General features: G+C 66.8%; 16 protein-coding genes. 9 read left to right on the forward strand and 7 right to left on the reverse strand.

Annotated elements, in window-relative coordinates:
- Positions 1-14 precede the first annotated feature (14 nt).
- Positions 15-2,213 (reverse strand): hypothetical protein, encoded by a 2,199-nt coding sequence (locus ABVF28_RS01120; protein WP_371029174.1) that lies wholly within the window; start codon positions 2,211-2,213, stop codon positions 15-17.
- Positions 2,214-2,496: 283 nt separating this feature from the next.
- On the opposite strand from ABVF28_RS01120, the gene ABVF28_RS01125 reads away from it, so the two are divergent.
- The 4 genes from ABVF28_RS01125 (at position 2,497) to ABVF28_RS01140 (ending at position 4,810) form a co-directional block, all read left to right on the forward strand.
- The gene (locus ABVF28_RS01125) at positions 2,497-2,883 is read left to right on the forward strand and encodes a VOC family protein (RefSeq protein ID WP_371029175.1); all 387 of its coding nucleotides are present in this window, start codon (positions 2,497-2,499) and stop codon (positions 2,881-2,883) included.
- Positions 2,884-2,886: 3 nt separating this feature from the next.
- Positions 2,887-3,414, forward strand: a complete 528-nt coding sequence (locus ABVF28_RS01130; RefSeq protein WP_371029176.1) for a DUF3995 domain-containing protein — start codon at positions 2,887-2,889, stop codon at positions 3,412-3,414.
- A 303-nt stretch (positions 3,415-3,717) separates the two neighbouring features.
- Complete coding sequence (locus ABVF28_RS01135; RefSeq protein ID WP_371029177.1) at positions 3,718-4,614, forward strand: ATP-binding protein; 897 nt, start codon at positions 3,718-3,720, stop codon at positions 4,612-4,614.
- A 10-nt stretch (positions 4,615-4,624) separates the two neighbouring features.
- Positions 4,625-4,810, forward strand: a complete 186-nt coding sequence (locus tag ABVF28_RS01140) for a response regulator (protein WP_371029178.1) — start codon at positions 4,625-4,627, stop codon at positions 4,808-4,810.
- Positions 4,811-5,200: 390 nt separating this feature from the next.
- On the opposite strand, the gene ABVF28_RS01145 is transcribed toward ABVF28_RS01140, so the two are convergent.
- The 5 genes from ABVF28_RS01145 to ABVF28_RS01165 are packed head-to-tail and all read right to left on the reverse strand — an operon-like array spanning position 5,201 to position 9,782.
- Positions 5,201-5,974: an IclR family transcriptional regulator gene (locus ABVF28_RS01145; RefSeq protein WP_371029179.1), complete on the reverse strand. Its 774-nt coding sequence runs from the start codon at positions 5,972-5,974 to the stop codon at positions 5,201-5,203.
- Positions 5,975-6,000: 26 nt separating this feature from the next.
- Positions 6,001-6,834, reverse strand: a complete 834-nt coding sequence (gene kduI / locus ABVF28_RS01150; RefSeq protein ID WP_371029180.1) for a 5-dehydro-4-deoxy-D-glucuronate isomerase — start codon at positions 6,832-6,834, stop codon at positions 6,001-6,003.
- 57 nt (positions 6,835-6,891) lie between these two features.
- Complete coding sequence (locus ABVF28_RS01155; RefSeq protein ID WP_151422154.1) at positions 6,892-8,199, reverse strand: TRAP transporter large permease; 1,308 nt, start codon at positions 8,197-8,199, stop codon at positions 6,892-6,894.
- Positions 8,196-8,723 carry a TRAP transporter small permease gene (locus ABVF28_RS01160; RefSeq protein ID WP_104251740.1) on the reverse strand — a complete coding sequence of 176 codons (528 nt, stop codon included), beginning with the start codon at positions 8,721-8,723 and terminating at the stop codon, positions 8,196-8,198. The genes ABVF28_RS01155 and ABVF28_RS01160 overlap by 4 nt, the downstream gene beginning before the upstream one ends.
- 3 nt (positions 8,724-8,726) lie before the next feature.
- Positions 8,727-9,782 (reverse strand): TRAP transporter substrate-binding protein, encoded by a 1,056-nt coding sequence (locus ABVF28_RS01165; RefSeq protein WP_371029181.1) that lies wholly within the window; start codon positions 9,780-9,782, stop codon positions 8,727-8,729.
- A 134-nt stretch (positions 9,783-9,916) separates the two neighbouring features.
- Here ABVF28_RS01165 and ABVF28_RS01170 point away from each other — a divergent pair, with 134 nt between their 5' ends.
- The 5 genes from ABVF28_RS01170 (at position 9,917) to ABVF28_RS01190 (ending at position 15,262) form a co-directional block, all read left to right on the forward strand.
- The gene (locus ABVF28_RS01170; protein WP_371029182.1) at positions 9,917-10,936 is read left to right on the forward strand and encodes a zinc-binding dehydrogenase; all 1,020 of its coding nucleotides are present in this window, start codon (positions 9,917-9,919) and stop codon (positions 10,934-10,936) included.
- A 2-nt stretch (positions 10,937-10,938) separates the two neighbouring features.
- Positions 10,939-11,688, forward strand: coding sequence for an SDR family oxidoreductase (locus ABVF28_RS01175; RefSeq protein WP_371029183.1), 750 nt, complete (start codon positions 10,939-10,941; stop codon positions 11,686-11,688).
- Positions 11,685-12,326 (forward strand): bifunctional 4-hydroxy-2-oxoglutarate aldolase/2-dehydro-3-deoxy-phosphogluconate aldolase, encoded by a 642-nt coding sequence (locus tag ABVF28_RS01180; protein WP_371029184.1) that lies wholly within the window; start codon positions 11,685-11,687, stop codon positions 12,324-12,326. Before ABVF28_RS01175 ends, ABVF28_RS01180 begins: the two co-directional genes overlap by 4 nt.
- Positions 12,323-13,270 carry a sugar kinase gene (locus tag ABVF28_RS01185; RefSeq protein WP_371029185.1) on the forward strand — a complete coding sequence of 316 codons (948 nt, stop codon included), beginning with the start codon at positions 12,323-12,325 and terminating at the stop codon, positions 13,268-13,270. Before ABVF28_RS01180 ends, ABVF28_RS01185 begins: the two co-directional genes overlap by 4 nt.
- A gap of 93 nt (positions 13,271-13,363) precedes the next feature.
- A complete protein-coding gene (locus ABVF28_RS01190) occupies positions 13,364-15,262 on the forward strand; it encodes a beta-galactosidase (RefSeq protein WP_371029186.1) in 1,899 nt (632 codons plus the stop codon).
- Between the two features lie 189 nt (positions 15,263-15,451).
- Here ABVF28_RS01190 and ABVF28_RS01195 read toward each other — a convergent pair whose 3' ends face one another.
- The gene (locus ABVF28_RS01195; RefSeq protein ID WP_371029187.1) at positions 15,452-16,585 is read right to left on the reverse strand and encodes a TerC family protein; all 1,134 of its coding nucleotides are present in this window, start codon (positions 16,583-16,585) and stop codon (positions 15,452-15,454) included.
- Positions 16,586-16,752: the final 167 nt, after the last annotated feature.

Raw genomic sequence — 16,752 nt, forward strand, 5'->3', positions numbered from 1 at the left:
GCTCAGCACCCCTGTTAGATGTGGATCATTTCCTGCCAGAGTGCACCATCCCAGACCAGTTCGAGGCGACGACCTTTCGTGAGCGCTCGATTGGCGGCAGATTTCAGTGCCATCCGCGCCGCTGTCCCGTTGACGAATGTTGTGGTGCCCATTGTCATCTGCATAAAAACCCACTGCTGACCCCGACGGCGTCCCTTGGGGAGAGAATTGACTGCAATGGATTTTCCTTCGCCCAGTATCTGTATAGTCACAGTCTTGTCTGAGGATCTAGCAACATTGGCTAGTGAATCGACTAGGAGAGGTGCTCGGAGTAGGAAAAAGGCGGAGCTCAGATCCGTGCGTTCGACGCCATCGATGAAATCTACTTCCCATTCCCATGACGACGTCGAGTGAGCCTCACCGGGCATCGAGGGAAAAGGGTTTTGGAGGCGCACCTGGCGGGCGTTTATGCGGTTCTCTGTGCCACCGAATACGAAGTACGCCCTTGCAGCGGCGCTAGGCGTGATGCGAACGTCAAGATCCGTGATGGTCGTATTTTGTCTACCAGGGGTTCTGCCGGTCGTGGAGCCGGTAATGAAGGGACGCGGTTTGCCCGCTTTGTTGTAGGTGTAGTCCAAAACTATGTTTCGGGCCAGTGTTTCGCTATTGCGGGAGAAGAATCCCTCGTACAGTCCGTCGTCGACCCCTTCGGGGGCGACGTAGGTCGCGTTAGAGATATTAATCACTGCGTTCTCGCAGTACACCAGGCGGTTGCAATCTGTGGCAACGATGCCATCTACGATCGCGTTGAGGCGCGTGTCACGGGTGTTTTGCTTTGGGTGTCCGGACTGATTCACATTGAAGATGATCGCAGCATCGGACATGCGCTCGGCGTTGAAGTTGGAAATATGGTGGCCCCAAGATTCGCCGCCCCCTGACTCGGTTCTGATACTGATGCCGTAGACGTACTGATGGGCGGTGCAGTCTGTGATCCGATGTCTGCGACCTCTGAGTTCGAAACCAGCAGGAGTTCCGCCGGCGGGAACGCCACCCATTGTTCGACACGCTGCAAACGTCACGCCCTCGGAGCTGTGGTGAGTCGAGAAACCGGCCGAAGTGGTCATGAAGGACTCGACTCCGATTAGGAGAGTGCCATACGTGCGTCCATAGTAGGTCAGGTCGGAATTGTTGGCAGTGACTTCTGGCGTGTCATCGGTGTAGGCATGGCGGACATGTCTGAATGTCCCACCGATTACTCTGCCGAAACTGCAGCAATTGTCCACAATGCCGTAGCCGAGTGCGCTCTCACCAGATGCATCGCGAGCGTAGCCGACATCGACGTTCTCAACCAGGTAACCGAAACAGGAGTTTAGGCTTATTACCTTATTGCTGGATTGAGTTACACGGACATCTTGAATCCGCGGGTTTAGTAGTCGGTTAAAGGCAAGTAGTGCCTCGTTGGAAGTCTGTGATAGATTTGACCCGATGCATTCGAGTTCAAGACCCAAGACGCTTATGGTTTGACGAGAGATTCTTGTGATGCGAACGTTCGTCCGGTACTGCTCGCGGAGGCGTCCCGATAACGTGACGGTAGACCCCGAGACTGAATAGACCACCCCAAATTCACCGATGCGGCGAGAACCTGGTCGCGAGCCTTCAATGAGGTCATCGGCCACGATCTTCACGACGTCGCCAGGGGTCCAGGCAACGGTCGTTGCGAGTTTGATCACCGAGGTGGGTACGGCCTTCCCTGTGGGGAAGGTTACAGCGGTGTCGGCTGCTGAGCTAACAGCGATCGTCGCGTCGTAGGTACCCCGTAGGGAGATTATCGACTTTGTGGATGTGGCGACCAGTTTGGCGCCGTATCCCGATACGGTGATCGACTTTCCGTTTCTCGGTGAGATAGCGGTTGAGAGGAGGTACCTTCCCGCGGGGATCAATAGGGTGCCGCCATCGGGGGTGGCGTCCATCGCCGCCTGCAAACCCGTGGTTGAGTCGGTCGTTCCCGTGGGGTCGATACCGGAGAAGCGTCTAGCCTCTGCGACGACCGCGATTTTGTCGATCGTCGTCTGTTCGTCTGCAGTCAGTACAGTTGGTGCTCGGTGATGGAATGGTTGTCCCTGGGCGCTAGCGACTGCGCCGTCGGGTGACGAGAAGAGTCCAGCAAGTGCTGCACCCACGGCGCCTGCGCCGCCCACGACTACCGAGCGTCGGCCATGTATCGACTGTGGCATGTTCTCTTCTCCGAAGAAAGAATGGATGGTCGGCACGAATTGGTCCCGTGCCCTGCCGAGCGGTTCGCCCGCATCTCTATTGGAAGTACTCGAACGTGCGATCGCGACGAACTATGCGACCGGTCAGTGACTCCATCCTAAACACGATAGGAAGGATCTCGCATGGTGATGTCCGGGTGTTGACATCGGCGGTGCACGGGAACTATTGCCCCTCTCCACCGAACTCCCTCCACATCCACGCCCAGCTCTGGCCATCGCGGCCCCCGCGCGGTGAACTGGACCCATGCCTAAGACAACGCGCGTGATCAGCGTCTCGATCCCTGTCTCCGATGTGGATGCGGCGCTCGCCTTCTACACGGACGTGCTCGGCTGCGAGCTCGTCATGGACGTCGAAGCGTGGCCGGGCGCCCGCTACGTCGAGGTGCTCCCGCCCGGTTCCAGCGTGGGCATCGTGCTGCTGCCGCACGACAGTGAGATCCCGATCGCGGTGCGCCTCGGCACCACCGACGCGGAGGAGGCGCACGACCGCATCAAGGCGAGCGGCGTCGAGCTCCACAACGACGAAGTGCTGCGCTGGGAGGGCGTCGAGCCCATGTTCTCCTTCGAGGACCCGGACGGCAACGGGCTCGTCTACCTGGAGGACTCCAGCGATCAGACGCCGGGGGAGTAGGGGATGGGCGACGGCACGCGAAGCGATCGAGCAGCGCGAACATCCCGAAGCCCCCGCACTCCCAGCACCCGCCGCACCGCGCGCATTCTCGTGCTCGTCGCCGCCACGATCGGCCTCGTGCACGGCGCCTTCAGAGCCTACTGGGCGCTCGGCGGAACATGGCTGCTGTCGACCATCGGCGCGGTCGCCGTCGAGTTCTCGAGGCGCGAACCGCTTGAGTCTGGCCTCATGCTCGGCGCGGTCGCCCTCGTGAAGGCCCTCGCCGCGCTCATCCCCGTCGCCGTCGACGCGCAGCGGATGCCGTGGCCGAGAACCTGGCGAGCGATCAGCTGGGTGGGCGGCGGCGGCATCGTGCTCTACGGACTCGTCAACATCGTCGCAAGCAGCGCAGTGCTGCTCGGCATCCTCACCCCCGAGGGTGGCTACGACCACGACGCCATGATCGGCCACGCGCTCCTCTGGGACCCGCTGTTCCTGGTCTGGGGACTCACCCTCACCGGCTGGCTCTGGTTCTCGAAGCCCCTGCGCTGAAGCCCGGCAGTGCGTGGCAATAGGCTCGGAGCGTCGACCCCTGAGTTTTGTCTCGACAGACGCCAAGCTGTTGATAACTTTATCAATCTTCCTGGTGCTCGATAATGTTATCAACATGCGCACCCCGCTGAACTCGCCGCAGCCCAGGGTGACTGGGTCACGCCGCAACTACGCCTTCCTTCCGGGGCTGACCCGCTCAAGCGGGTCGCAACTGCGTTGATCGAGCTAGCGCACACGGCTGGCCTGTCGCAGAAGCGCGATAAGAAGCTGGGGCTACTCCTCAATCGCGTCCAGACTGTCGCAATGGCCGGTGTTTCGCTGACGCTCCGTGAGGAGCAGGACAGTCCAGATCCACACACGGTGCTCACGGAACTGCTCGTCGAGATCGGCCGCGCGGCGCGCAGACGAGGGGGTACCGCCGTTCTCGTGCACATCGACGAAATCCAGAACATTTCGTCGGGAGATGTGATTTCGCAGGTGTTCGTCGCCCTGGGGGACGCCCTCGTGCATGAAGAACCTGAAGTCGCTCCCGGTGGGATGAACTTCACGGTGGCGCTTCCCATCGCCGTTTACCTTTCCGGACTGCCGGAATTCGAAGACGTAGCGGGCGCCCGTCAAGGGGCCACCTTCGTGCGCCGCTTCCAGAAGACCACGCTCGCGCCAATTGAAGACGATGACCTTCTGGCGGCCCTTCAGCCGTTCGTGACCGAAGGCTGGCCCGTCCTCGCCGCGGACGGTTCGCCGACGCGAATCTTCATGGAACCGGCGGCTCAGCAACAGATCGTCGAACTTTCTCACGGCGAGCCTTTCCTCTTCCAGTTAGCGGGTGAGCGAGCTTGGTACGCCGACACGGGAAACGTCATCACCCGTGACCATGTGCTGGCTGGCTGGCAACATGCGCGAGATGAAGCAGAAGCCCACGTGGAGCGCATTCTCGAACGTCTCCCACAACGGGAGCGCGAGTTCCTCCACGCGATGGCTGAGCTCCCCGTCGCCGACCGGAAGCTCACACAGATCGCCAGAGCACTCGGTCACGAGCGAGCCACCGAAGACGGAACCATCGCGCAGAGACTCGACCGAAAGCGCGGCATACTCCAGAGGGGCCCCTCTACACGTTCAGGCACCGAGCTCTCGGCGCGTACCTCACCAGCGAGTGGCCCAACATTCCCTCGAGCTGAGCCCCACAAACGCGTGAAATAAACTCGACCCCATGCGCGTGCTGCTCTGCGAAGACGACGACCAGTTGGCAAGGGGGCTGAGACGCGCCCTCAAGCACGCCGGGCACCGGGTCACGCGCGCCGCCGACATCGCCGAAGCGCTCGCGTGCATCCGCGACGAAGTGCCAGAGCTGGCGCTCGTCGACATGTCACTCCCCGGGCCTCGAGCTGGCTTTTGAGCCGCCCGGGCCCACTTCTGCCTCCACCTCTGACCAACTCCAGTGATGATTTGCCCGGTTCTGGCGCGTAGCGCGTTGCACCGGCCAGCTGATCACTGAAGTTGGTCAGCGGTGTCTCCAGCCCGCAGTGTCTCGCCGCTGTGTCGCGGACGTCGGCGACCGGGCCTCGAGCTGGCGGCGCCGTGGTTCCGCCGGACCGTCGCTCCGGGACCGCTGTCCAACATCAGTGCTGAATGGGCGGTTCTCGGCGAATGAATCGTGTCATCGCTCGAATCTGCACTGATGTTGGACAGGCCGGGCCGCCCCGCCGCCGGGCCCGACGCAAAGAGGCGCCCGCCGCCAGCTGATGCTGGTGGCGGGCGTCTCTGAGCTGCAGAAGCGCTCGCAGCCTTACGCGCTCGGCGCCCCGAGCTCCCGCGAGATGCGGTCGGCCGCGGCGATCGCGGCGGGCGCGAGTTCCTCGATGGTGTGCCCGGGGTACTCGAGCTCGATCGACGACACGGAGAGTCCGTGTGTCACGGCGCCCGTGTGGTCGCGGATGGGTGCCGACACGCACACGGTGCCGCTCTCGTTCTCGCCGAGGTCGGTCGCGTACCCGCGAGCCCGCACGCGTGCGAGCTCCTCGTGGAGGGCGTCGAGGTCGGTGATCGTGAGGTCGGTGCGTCGGGGGAGACCCACGCGCTCGGCGAGTGCGTCGACCCGTTCGGGTGCCCAGTCGGCGAGCACGACCTTGCCCATACCGGAGCTGTGCATGGGCACGGCGAGGCCGACGCGGGATCGCATGCGGTACGGCTTCGCGGCGTCTCGGCGGATGACGTAGACCATCTCCGAGTCGGTCGCGACGCCGACGTGGATGGTGCAGTCGACCTCGGCCGCGAGCTGCTCCACGAGAGGGGCGGCGACGCTGGAGATGTCGACGCTCGCGAGCGCCCGGCCGGACAGCGCGAGCAGGGTCGGGCCGGCCCGGTATCCCTGCTCGGCGCTGCCGCCGAGGTACTCCTGCGAGACGAGGGTGGCGAGGATGCGGTGCACGGTCGCCTTCGCGAGCCCGGCCTCCGCGACGATGTCGGTGAACCGCGGGTGCGCGAGGGCCGCCGCGAGCACGCGGAGCGTCTTCTCGCTGGCCCCTGCAGATGGTGCGGGGGAGCGGTCCACGTCGTCCATGATGACCATCCTCGTCGTCTCCGTCATCACCGCATGTCGGTGATCGGCACAGAGTCCATGTCGTCGAACGACTGGTTCTCGCCGGCCATCGCCCATACGAACGAGTAGCTTGAGGATCCTACTCCGGAGTGCAGGGACCAGCTCGGGGAGAGGACGACGTCGCCGTTCGCGACCATGAGGTGGCGGGTCTCCTTGGGGTCGCCCATGAGGTGCACGACGCGCTGGTCGTCGTCGAGGTCGAAGTAGTGGTAGACCTCGGTGCGGCGGTCGTGGGTGTGGGCTGGCATGGTGTTCCACATGCTGCCGGCGTGCAGGCTGGTGACGCCCATGACGATCTGGCAGCTCTTGACGCCGTTCTCGTGGATGCACTGGCGCAGCGTGCGGCGGTTGGAGGTGACCTGGTCGCCGAGCTCGCGGATCGTGCCCTCTTCCGGGGTGACGAGCGTGTTCGGGTAGGCGGTGTGCGCGGGTGCGCTGAAGCCGTAGAACTTCGCGGGGTCGGCGGCGTCGGCGCTTTCGAAGGTCACGTCGACGGTGCCGCGGCCGAGGTACAGGACGGCGGTCTTGGCGAGCTCGTAGCGTTCGCCGTCGGCGACGATCGTTCCCGTGCCGCCGGTGTTGACGAAGCCGATCTCGCGGCGGTCGAGGAAGTTCTCGCTGCGCAGCTCGTCGACGGTCTCGAGCTTGAGGGGTGCGTCGACGGGGACGGCGCCGACGGTGACGACGCGATCGAAGTGCGTCGAGACGATGCGGATCTCACCGGGGGTGAGGAGCTGCTCGACGAGGTAGCGGTCGCGGAGTCCCTGCTGGTCGAGGGTGGGGATGTCTTCCGGGCGGCCCGGACGGTACTGGTGAGACAAGGGGATGCCTTTCGTTTGCGGTTGAGGTCAGGGGGTGTCTGGTCAGGGGTGGTCGGGTCAGACCAGGCCGAAGAGGCCCGGCAGCCAGAGCGAGAGCTGCGGCACGAACACGACCAGGAAGAGGACGACGATGAGCGCGAGGAGGAAGGGGAGGAGGCGCATGATGACCGGTTCGAGCCTCACCCCCGCGACTTGCGCTCCGACGAACAGCACGGGCGCCGACGGCGGCGAGATCACACCGATCGAGAGGTTCATGACCATCATGATGCCGAAGTGCACGGGGTCGACGCCGTAGGAGATCGCGATGGGCAGGAAGATCGGTGTGAAGATCAGGATGGCCGGGGTCGGGTCGAGCGGGATGCCGATGATGATCAGCACGATCATCATGATGAGCAGCACGACGACCTTGGAGTCCGTCCAGCCGAAGAGCGTGTCGGCGAGCAGCTGCGGCAGGCGAGCGTACGTCATGACGAACGCCATGATCGAGGACACGGCGATCAGGAAGATCACGATGGAGCTGGTTCGCGCGGACTCGAAGAGGAGGCGCGGCAGGTCCTTCACGGACACCGTGCGGTAGATGAACGACAGCAGCAGGGCGTAGACGACGGCCACGGCCGAGCCCTCGGTCGGGGTGAAGAACCCGGCGACGATGCCGCCGATCGCGACGACGATGAGGCCGAGCGCGGGGAGCGCCTTCAGGAAGGTGCCGAGGATGATGCCGAACGCCGGCAGCGGCTTGCCGCGCAGCTCCGGGTGCTTGCGGGCGTAGAAGAAGACGACCACGGCGCAGGCGAGTGCCCAGAGGGCGCCCGGGATGTACCCGGCCACGAACAGGGCGCCGACCGACGTTCCACCCGCCGCGAGCGAGTAGATGATGAGCGTGTTGCTCGGCGGGATGATCATGCCGGCGGGGGCTGAGGCGACGTTCACGGCGGTGGAGAACGCGGGGTCGTAGCCGTCCTTCTTCTGCATGGGCGCCATGGTGGCGCCGACTGCGGAGGCCGTGGCGACGGCGGAACCGGAGACGGTGCCGAAGATCGCGTTCGCGATGACGTTGGTCTGCGCGAGCGGCGCGGGCATCCGCCCGACGAGCACTCGGGCGAGATTGATGAGCCGTTCCGCTATGCCGCCGTTGTTCATGATGACGCCGGCGAGGACGAAGAACGGGATCGCGAGCAGGGCGAACGAGTTGGCGCCGCGGAACATCTGCTGCGCGCTGGTGATGGCTCCGTTGTCGAAGCCGAGGATGAGGAGCATGCAGATCGCCGAGGGCAGTCCGATGCTGATGGAGATGGGGGCACCGAGCGCGAGCAGCAGGACGAGCCCGCCGACGAGGATCAGTGCGATGAGACCTGGCTCGATCATATGGATGCGGCCTCCGGGTCCTCATGCCCACGCGACCTGACGGAGTAGCCGGGCGAGAGCGTGCGCGAGATGTGCAGGACGATGTAGAGCGAGAAGAGGATGCCCGCGATGGGCAGGGCCAGGTAGAGCTGGCCCTGCGTCACCGGGAGGATGGGGTTGGACTGCCCCCAGGCGAGGATCGCCTGCTTGCCGCCGCCGTAGACGAGGGCGTAGAGGACGAACGCGAGGGTGGCGAGGTAGGCGACGATGTCGGCTCCGCGCTGGAGCTGCCTCGGCAGGCGCTCGACGAGGAAGTCCATGACGACGTCAGCCTTCTGGCCGACGACGACGGCGATGCCGATGAAGCTGACCCACACGAAGGTGAAGCGTGCGGCTTCCTCGGTCCACGCGCTCGGCGCGTTCAGCACGAGTCTGGTGAACACCTGCCACACCACGAGCAGCAGCAGCACGCCGAAGAGCGCGATGACCAGTGCTTTCAGGATGCGTCCGAACCACAGCTCGACTGCGGCGGCGGCTTGCTTCACGAGCTAGCTCCTCGCTGCTTCGATGGCGTCGTAGATGGCCTGCGTGCGCTCGTTCGTGACGCGCTCCTCGTGGAGCGGGAGGGTCGCTTCGCGGAACGTCTCGACGTCGACCTCGTTGAACGTGGCGCCGGCCTCTTCGGCCTCGCCCTTGGCGGCGTCGACTGCCTCGGCGAAGAGCTCGAGCTCACGGTCGGAGCTCGCTGCGAGCAGGTCCGTCATCGTGGCCTGCACGTCTGGCTCGATGCCGTCCCACACGGTGGTGCCCGCGATGAGGTAGTCGGGCATCATCAGGTGCTGCGTCTGCGAGTAGAACGGCGCGATCTCGTCGTGCGAGAGGCTCGAGTAGATGAGCTCGTTGTTCTCGGCGCCGTCGAGCACGCCCGACTGGATGGCCGTGAAGACCTCGCCCTGGGCCATCGGCGTGCCGACGCCGCCCATGAGCTCCATCATCTTGACGTTCGTGTCGGAGCCGATGACGCGGATCTTCTGTCCGGCCAGGTCGGCCGGCGTCTCGACGGCGCCCTTGCTGGAGTAGACGTTGCGCACGCCGCCGTGGAATGCGGACAGCACCTTGATGCTGTCGTCTTCGACGGCGCCGTACAGGTCGCCCATGATGGCTTCGTCGTTGAGCACCTGCATCTGGTGCTCTGGCGAGTCGTAGAGGTAGGGGAGGTTCACGACGGAGAAGTCGGGCTCGAAGTTCTCGAGCAGCGAGCCTGCGATCATCGCGAAGTCGATGGTGCCTGACTGCACCTGCTCGATCGTGGATGCCTGGTCGCCGAGCACCTCGTCGGTGTAGAGGTCGAGCGAGAAGCGGCCGTCGGTCGCCTCGTACAGCTCGTCGGAGAACTCGAGCAGCGCCTGGGCCTGGGGGTGCTCGACGCTCTGGTTGAAGGCGACCCGGAAGGCCTTCTCGCTGCCCATGAGCTCGCCGACGCCTGGTTCCGCTCCGCCTTCAGCGCCGCCGCCCGCGCCGCCGCCAGAGCATGCGCTGAGGGTCAGTCCTGCGATTGCGACGCCTGCGATGGCGCCGATCTTGCTGATCTTGCTGATCCGCATGGTTCCTCCTCGTTGAGTACTGGCGGCGCTTGCCTTTGCGCTCGCCACGACCGCTATAGTAGCCAGATGAAACCGAGTTCCGCCAGTCGGACCTCGCAACGGAAACAAGTTTCACCGAGCAAGGGAGCACGGGAGTGAGAGCAGCGCAGTACAGCGGCGAGCACCGCATCATCGTCAACGAGGTCGAGGCGCCAGCGCCGGCCAGCGGCGAAGTCCAGATCCGGGTCGCCTACACGGGCATCTGCGGCACCGACCTGCACGTGCTGCACGGGTCGATGGATGCACGCGTCGACGTCCCGCAGGCCATCGGCCACGAGATGAGCGGCACCGTCGAGTCCGTCGGCGAGGGCGTCACCGCGTTCGCCGCCGGCGACAAGGTCACCGTCATGCCCCTCGACTGGTGCGGCACCTGTCCCGCCTGCAAGGCCGGCAACTCGCACATCTGCCAGAACCTGAACTTCGTCGGCATCGACTCGCCCGGCTCGCTGCAGGAGCTGTGGAATGTGCGCGAGGACCTCGTCGTCCCGCTGCCAGCATCCCTCTCCCTCGAGCACGCCGCACTCGTCGAGCCGCTCGCCGTCGCCTGCCACGACGTGTCGCGCTCGCGGCTCACCGAAGGCGAGACCGCCGTCATCATCGGCGGCGGCCCCATCGGCCAGCTCATCGCGCTCGTCGCCGCCGCCACCGGCGCGACCGTCTACGTCATCGAGCCCAACCCCGAGCGTCGCGCGCTCGCCGAGCGCCTCGGCGCCCGCACCATCGACCCGACCACGAGCGACGCGGTCGCGATCATCGAGGAAGCGACCGGCTCGGCCGGCGCCGACGTCGTCTTCGAGGTCGCCGGCGTCGCCGTCACCGCCCTCACCGCCGTCGACTACGCGAAGGTCCGCGGACGCGTCGTGCTCGTCGCCATCCACCCCAACCCGGTGCCCATCAACCTCCACCGCGTCTTCTGGCGCGAGCTCGAGCTCATCGGCGCCCGCGTCTACGTGCGCGCCGACTTCGAGCGAGCCATCGAGCTGCTCGCATCCGGCGCCGTCCCCGCCGACGAGCTCATCACGAGCGTCGTCGGGCTGAGCGAGACCCAGGCTGCCTTCGACCAGCTGTCGGGTGCCGCCGCCATGAAGATCCTCGTCAACGTTCAGGAAGGCTAACCATGACCAGCTTCGACCTCACCGGAAAGACCGCAGTCGTCACGGGAGCCCGCCGCGGCATCGGCCTCGGCATCGCCACCGCCCTCGCCGAAGCCGGCGCCGACATCATCGCCGCCTCCTCGCAGCAGGAAGCCGACGGCGGCGAGGTCGGCACGCGCGTCCGCGCCCTCGGCCGCAGCTTCGAAGGCCACGGCGTCGACTTCACCGACCGCGCCGCGGTCGAGCAGTTCGGCGACGCCGTCAAGCACGCCGACATCCTCGTCAACAACGCCGGCACCATCCGCCGCGCACCAGCGGCCGAGCACTCGCTCGACTGGTGGGACGAGGTCATCCAGGTCAACCTCTCCAGCCAGTTCGTGCTCAGCCAGCTCGTCGGCGGCGCGATGGTGGAGCGCGGCGAGGGCCGCATCATCTTCACCGCGAGCCTCCTCAGCTTCCAGGGCGGCATCAACGTGCCCGGCTACACCGCATCGAAGTCGGCCATCGCGGGCCTCGTGCACGCGCTCAGCAACGAGTGGGCGGCGCGCGGCGTGACCGTCAACGCCATCGCCCCCGGCTACATCGCCACCGACAACACGGAGGCGCTGCGCGAAGACAGCGACCGCTCGCGCTCCATCCTCGAGCGCATCCCGGCCGGCCGCTGGGGCGAGGCCGACGACCTCGGCGGCGCCGCCGTGTTCCTCGCGAGCCCCGCCGCCGCGTACGTCACGGGCGTCGTCCTCCCCGTCGACGGCGGGTGGCTCGCGCGATGAGCTCCCTCTTCGAGGGGCACCCCATCGTTCCCCTCTCCACACCGAGCACCACCGCGCAGGCGGAAGCGCTCGCCGACGGGCTCGTCGCCGGCGGCATCGGCATCGTCGAGATCGCCCTCCGCGGCGACGGGGCGCTCGCCGCGATGCGCCACATCGCGGGCCGCCCCGACCTCATCGTGGGAGCCGGCACGGTCCTCGACGTCGAGCAGGCGCAGCAGGCGCTGGATGCGGGTGCCCAGTTCCTCGTGTCGCCCGGCCTCTCGGCCGACGTGGTGCGCGCCGGACAGCGCGCGGGCGTGCCCGTGCTCCCCGGCACCCTCACGCCAACCGACATCACGGCGGCCCGCGAGCTGGGGCTCACCCAGCTCAAGCTGTTCCCCGCCGGAAACTTCGGCGGGCTCGCGCTGCTCGGCACCTACGCGTCCGTGTTCCGCGGCATCACGTTCATGCCGAGCGGCGGCATCGCACCCGCGAACCTCGCCGAGCACCTCGAGCATTCGGCCGTCTTCGCTGTCAGCGGCAGCTGGCTCGGCGGCGCGAAGCTGCTTGACGCCGGAGCGGATGCGGTGGCCGCGGCGGCACGCGAGGCGTCAGAGATCGCCGCCCAGGTGCTGCAGACCAAGGCGGCCGCCGCGTGAGCGGCATCGTCACCATCGGTGAGGCGCTCGGGCTCGTGCTCGCGCGCCGCGCCGGCGGCTTCGACCTGCAGTCGGACGCGGAGATGAGCTTCGGCGGCGCCGAGAGCAACGTCGCGATCGCCGCCGCCCGCCTCGGCAGCGAGGTCGCCTGGATCGGACGGCTCGGCGACGACGCCATCGGCAACCGCATCCGTCGCACCCTCAGGGCCGAGCAGGTGCAGCTGCACGCGAGCATCGACGCGGATGTTCCCACGGCCCTCATGGTCAAGGACCGGCCACGCCCAGGGCACAGCCGCGTCACTTACTACCGGCACGGGTTCGCGGGCAGCCGCATCACCCCGGCCGACGTGCCGAGCGACGTGATCGCCGGGGCAGACGTGCTGCACGTCACCGGCATCAGCCTCGCCCTCAGCGACAGCTCGGCCGAGACGATCTTGAACGCCGTCCGGTTCGCCCGCGAGCGCGGCGTGACGGTGTCGTTCGACGTCAACCACCGCAGCAAGCTCTGGTCGGCCGAGACCGCCGCGCCCCGCTACCGGGAGCTCGTCGCGCTCAGCGACATCGTCTTCGCCGGCGACGACGAGGCCGCCATGATCGTCGGCGAATCCTCGCCCCTCGAGCAAGCCCGCGCCCTGCAGGCCCTCGGGCCCACCCAAGTGCTCATCAAGCGCGGCGAGCACGGCGCATCCGGCGTCGACGGCGAGCTCGAGCTCGAGGTGCCCGCCTACCGCGTGGACGTCGTCGACACCGTCGGAGCCGGAGACGCGTTCGCCGCCGGCTACCTCGTCGAACTCACCCGCGGCGGCACCCTCGAGCAGCGGATGCTCACCGCCGCCGCCTGCGGAGCCTGCGCGTGCCGCGCCGACGGTGACTGGGAGTCGCAGCCGAGCTGGGGCGACGTGCGCGGCCTCGTCGAAGGCTCCGGCGACGCCGTCCTCCGCTGAGCCGCGGCCAGCTGGCCCGCCGACCCGCGCCGCGCCTCACCTCACCGAAACCGAACCCCTGCCGACGCAGACAGAAGACTGGAACACGCCCATATGACCTTCGAGATCGGCGACGAGCACTTCCTCCTCGACGGCGAGCCGCACCGCGTGCTCTCCGGGGCCCTGCACTACTTCCGCGTGCATCCCGAGCAGTGGGCCGACCGCATCCACAAGGCGAAGCTCATGGGGCTCAACACCATCGAGACGTACGTGGCGTGGAACGCGCACGAGCCCCGCAAGCGGGAGTGGGATGCGACGGGCTGGAACGACCTCGGACGCTTCCTCGACCTCATCGCCGCCGAGGGGATGCACGCCATCGTGCGGCCCGGACCGTACATCTGCGCCGAATGGCACAATGGCGGCCTGCCGACCTGGCTCACGGCGATGCCTGGGATCGGGCTGCGCCGGTCGGAGCCCGCGTACCTGACCGAGGTGGAGACGTACCTGCGACGCGTCTACGACATCGTCGCACCGCGGCAGATCGACCTGGGCGGTCCCGTGGTGCTCGTGCAGATCGAGAACGAATACGGCGCCTACGGCAACGACACCGCCTACCTCGAGCGGCTCATCGAGGTCACGCGCGAGGCGGGCATCACCGTGCCGCTCACGACGATCGACCAGCCCACCGACCAGATGCTGAGCGACGGCAGCGTCGCAGGCGCGCACCTCACCGGCTCGTTCGGGTCGCGCGCCGACGAGCGCCTCGCCACCCTGCGACGCCACCAGCCCACCGGCCCCCTCATGTGCGCGGAGTTCTGGGACGGCTGGTTCGACTGGTGGGGCGCCTTCCACCACACGACCAGCGTCGAAGATGCGGCACGCGAGCTCGACGCGCTCCTCGCCGCCGGCGCCTCCGTCAACTTCTACATGGTCCACGGCGGCACCAACTACGGCCTCACCAACGGCGCCAACCACAAAGGCCGCTACCTGCCCATCGCGACGTCCTACGACTACGACGCCCCACTCGACGAGGCCGGCAACCCGACCCCGAAGTTCTTTGCGTTCAAGGACGTCATCGCGAAATACGCGGACGTGCCCGCCGAGTCGCCGGCCGCCGGCGGACCTGCGCCCGAGTTCACGGCTCCACTCTCCGTCGTTGCGGCGGATGCGTGGCTGCCGGCCGTCTCGGACGCCCGCGCCGGCTCGCCCGGTTCGGCTGCATCGGCTGACACCGCTCGCTCGGCCGGGACTCTCGCCTCGCCTGCGACGCACGCCGTGCCACCGACCTTCGACGCGCTGCAGCACCTCAGCGCGCTCGTCAGCTACGAAGTCGAGCTGCCCGACGCATCCACGCCTCGCCTGCTCGAGTTCGAGGAGGTGCGCGACCACGCGTGGGTCTCGGTCGACGGCATCCCAGTCGGCACGCTCTCGCGCACCCTCCACGAGACCGCGATCGTCGTCCCGCCCGGGCAGCGACTGCGCGTGCTCGTCGAAGAGCAGGGCCGCGTGAACTACGCCGAGCGCATCGGCGAGGAGAAGGGCATCATCGGCACGCCACTCCTCGACGGGGTACCGCTCGAAGGGTGGACGGCGACCCCCATCGACGTCGCCGAAGCCGGAGCCGCGATCGGCTCGGCCGGGGCTGACATCGCCGCTGGTTCTGCTGGTGCTCCTGCCGATGTCGGTGGTGCTGGCCTCGCTGCCGCCGACGCATCCTCGTCACTGGCTCATCCCGGGACGCCGCTCGGGCTCACAGGCCTTCGCGGCGAGTTCGAGCTCGAAGAGCCGGCGGACCTGTACCTGGACACCTCGAAGTGGGGCAAGGGATACGCGCTCGTCAACGGCTTCCTGCTCGGGCGCTACTGGCGGAGTGGGCCGCAGCAGACGCTCTACGTGCCGGGCTCGATCCTCAAATCCGGCACGAACACGATCGCGGTCATCGAGCTCGAGGTGACGGCGTCGCCCGTCGCCCGCTTCGTCGCCCAAGCCGCCCTCGGCCCCCTCGAGGAGTAACCCCGCCGCGCGCTCGCCCCGCGCGCCACGTTCTCGCGCCGCGCGCCGCGCTCGCCCCGCGCTCTGCTGTCGCACCACCCCCGTGACCCCGCGCACCGCATCCACATCGCTGCCAGCCAGATGGCCCTTCTGGGAAGTCCAGAAGGGCCATTTGACTGGCAGCGATCGCCGGGGAGGCGGCGCTTGCGGTCAGGCGTCGTTGGACCGCCCGCCGGTGCGGGTCGCCTCGCCCGAGGACGAGCTGGACACCTCGCTCGAGGTCGGGCTGGTGCTCGTGCGCGCGTCCGTCGCAACCCGGGCATCCGCCGCCTCGGCGGCCGTCTCGATGGGCTCGCCCTGCACCGTGGAGCGCTCGGATTTGCTGCGGTCGCCGCGTGTCTTGAGGAGGCTCGCGATGGTCGCGACCGCGATGGTGGCGCTGATGAACGTGAGCGAGAACCAGATGGGGATCTCGGGCACCCACAGCAGCGGCTCGCCGCCGTTGATGAACGGCACCTCGTTGACGTGCAGGGCGTGGAAGACGAGCTTCACGGCGATGAAGCCGAGGATCACGGCGAGGCCCTGGCTGAGGTAGACGAGGCGCTCGAGGAGTCCGCCGATGAGGAAGAACAGCTGGCGCAGGCCCATGAGGGCGAAGGCGTTCGCTGTGAACACGATGTACGCCTCGTTCGTGAGGCCGTAGATGGCGGGGATCGAGTCGAGGGCGAAGACCAGGTCGATGAAGCCGATCGCGACGATCGTGAGCAGCATCGGGGTGACCCAGCGCTTGCCGTCCTTCTTCACGGTGAGCTTGTCGCCGTGGTACTCGTCGGTGACGGGCAGGATGCGGCGCACGAAGCGCATGAACGCGTTGTTCGAGGGGTCGCCGTGGTCGCCCTTGATCTGCTGGTAGGCGAGCACGAACAGCAGCGCGCCGAACAGGTAGAAGACCCAGGAGAAGTTCTCGATGAGGGCGGCGCCGACGGCGATGAACCCGCCGCGCATGATGAGCGCGATGACGATGCCGATCATCAGCACCTTCTGCTGGTAGATCTTCGGCACCGCGAAGCCGGTCATGATGATGAGGAACAGGAAGAGGTTGTCGAGCGACAGCGCCTTCTCGGTCAGGTAGCCGGCGAAGTACTCACCGCCGTAGCGCCAGTCGGTGACGAAGCCGATGCCGACGCCGAACAGCAGCGCGAGGCCGATGTAGAACGCGGACCAGCGCGCGGATTCTCGGATGGTCGGCTCGTGCGGCTTCCGCACATGGGCGAAGAACTCGTAGACGAAGAAGCCGATCGTCACGGCGATCGTGATCAGCCAGACAGAGGTCGTGACCTGCATGGGGGTACTCCAAAGGGGGATTGGTGTTCGACAACGACACCAAGGTCTCCTCCGCCCCGACCAGAACAGCGACGCTGACCTGGTGGAACCGGCGCCCCGGAACGTGGAATCACGCTCGTATTGACGGGCACACCGCAGACGGGAGTACTCCCCTTGCTTCGGGAGAT

It is taken from the genome of Pseudoclavibacter sp. JSM 162008 (assembly GCF_041366455.1).
Lineage (GTDB): Bacteria > Actinomycetota > Actinomycetes > Actinomycetales > Microbacteriaceae > Pseudoclavibacter.

Coding starts and splice junctions, on each gene's coding strand:
- ABVF28_RS01145 (WP_371029179.1), bottom strand. CDS start 5,974: ATGGACGACGTGGACCGCTCCCCCGCACCATCTGCAGGGGCCAGCGAG.
- ABVF28_RS01130 (WP_371029176.1), top strand. CDS start 2,887: ATGGGCGACGGCACGCGAAGCGATCGAGCAGCGCGAACATCCCGAAGC.
- ABVF28_RS01180 (WP_371029184.1), top strand. CDS start 11,685: ATGAGCTCCCTCTTCGAGGGGCACCCCATCGTTCCCCTCTCCACACCG.
- ABVF28_RS01135 (WP_371029177.1), top strand. CDS start 3,718: ATGGCCGGTGTTTCGCTGACGCTCCGTGAGGAGCAGGACAGTCCAGAT.
- ABVF28_RS01175 (WP_371029183.1), top strand. CDS start 10,939: ATGACCAGCTTCGACCTCACCGGAAAGACCGCAGTCGTCACGGGAGCC.
- ABVF28_RS01140 (WP_371029178.1), top strand. CDS start 4,625: ATGCGCGTGCTGCTCTGCGAAGACGACGACCAGTTGGCAAGGGGGCTG.
- ABVF28_RS01120 (WP_371029174.1), bottom strand. CDS start 2,213: ATGCCACAGTCGATACATGGCCGACGCTCGGTAGTCGTGGGCGGCGCA.
- ABVF28_RS01195 (WP_371029187.1), bottom strand. CDS start 16,585: ATGCAGGTCACGACCTCTGTCTGGCTGATCACGATCGCCGTGACGATC.
- ABVF28_RS01125 (WP_371029175.1), top strand. CDS start 2,497: ATGCCTAAGACAACGCGCGTGATCAGCGTCTCGATCCCTGTCTCCGAT.
- ABVF28_RS01155 (WP_151422154.1), bottom strand. CDS start 8,199: ATGATCGAGCCAGGTCTCATCGCACTGATCCTCGTCGGCGGGCTCGTC.
- ABVF28_RS01190 (WP_371029186.1), top strand. CDS start 13,364: ATGACCTTCGAGATCGGCGACGAGCACTTCCTCCTCGACGGCGAGCCG.
- ABVF28_RS01165 (WP_371029181.1), bottom strand. CDS start 9,782: ATGCGGATCAGCAAGATCAGCAAGATCGGCGCCATCGCAGGCGTCGCA.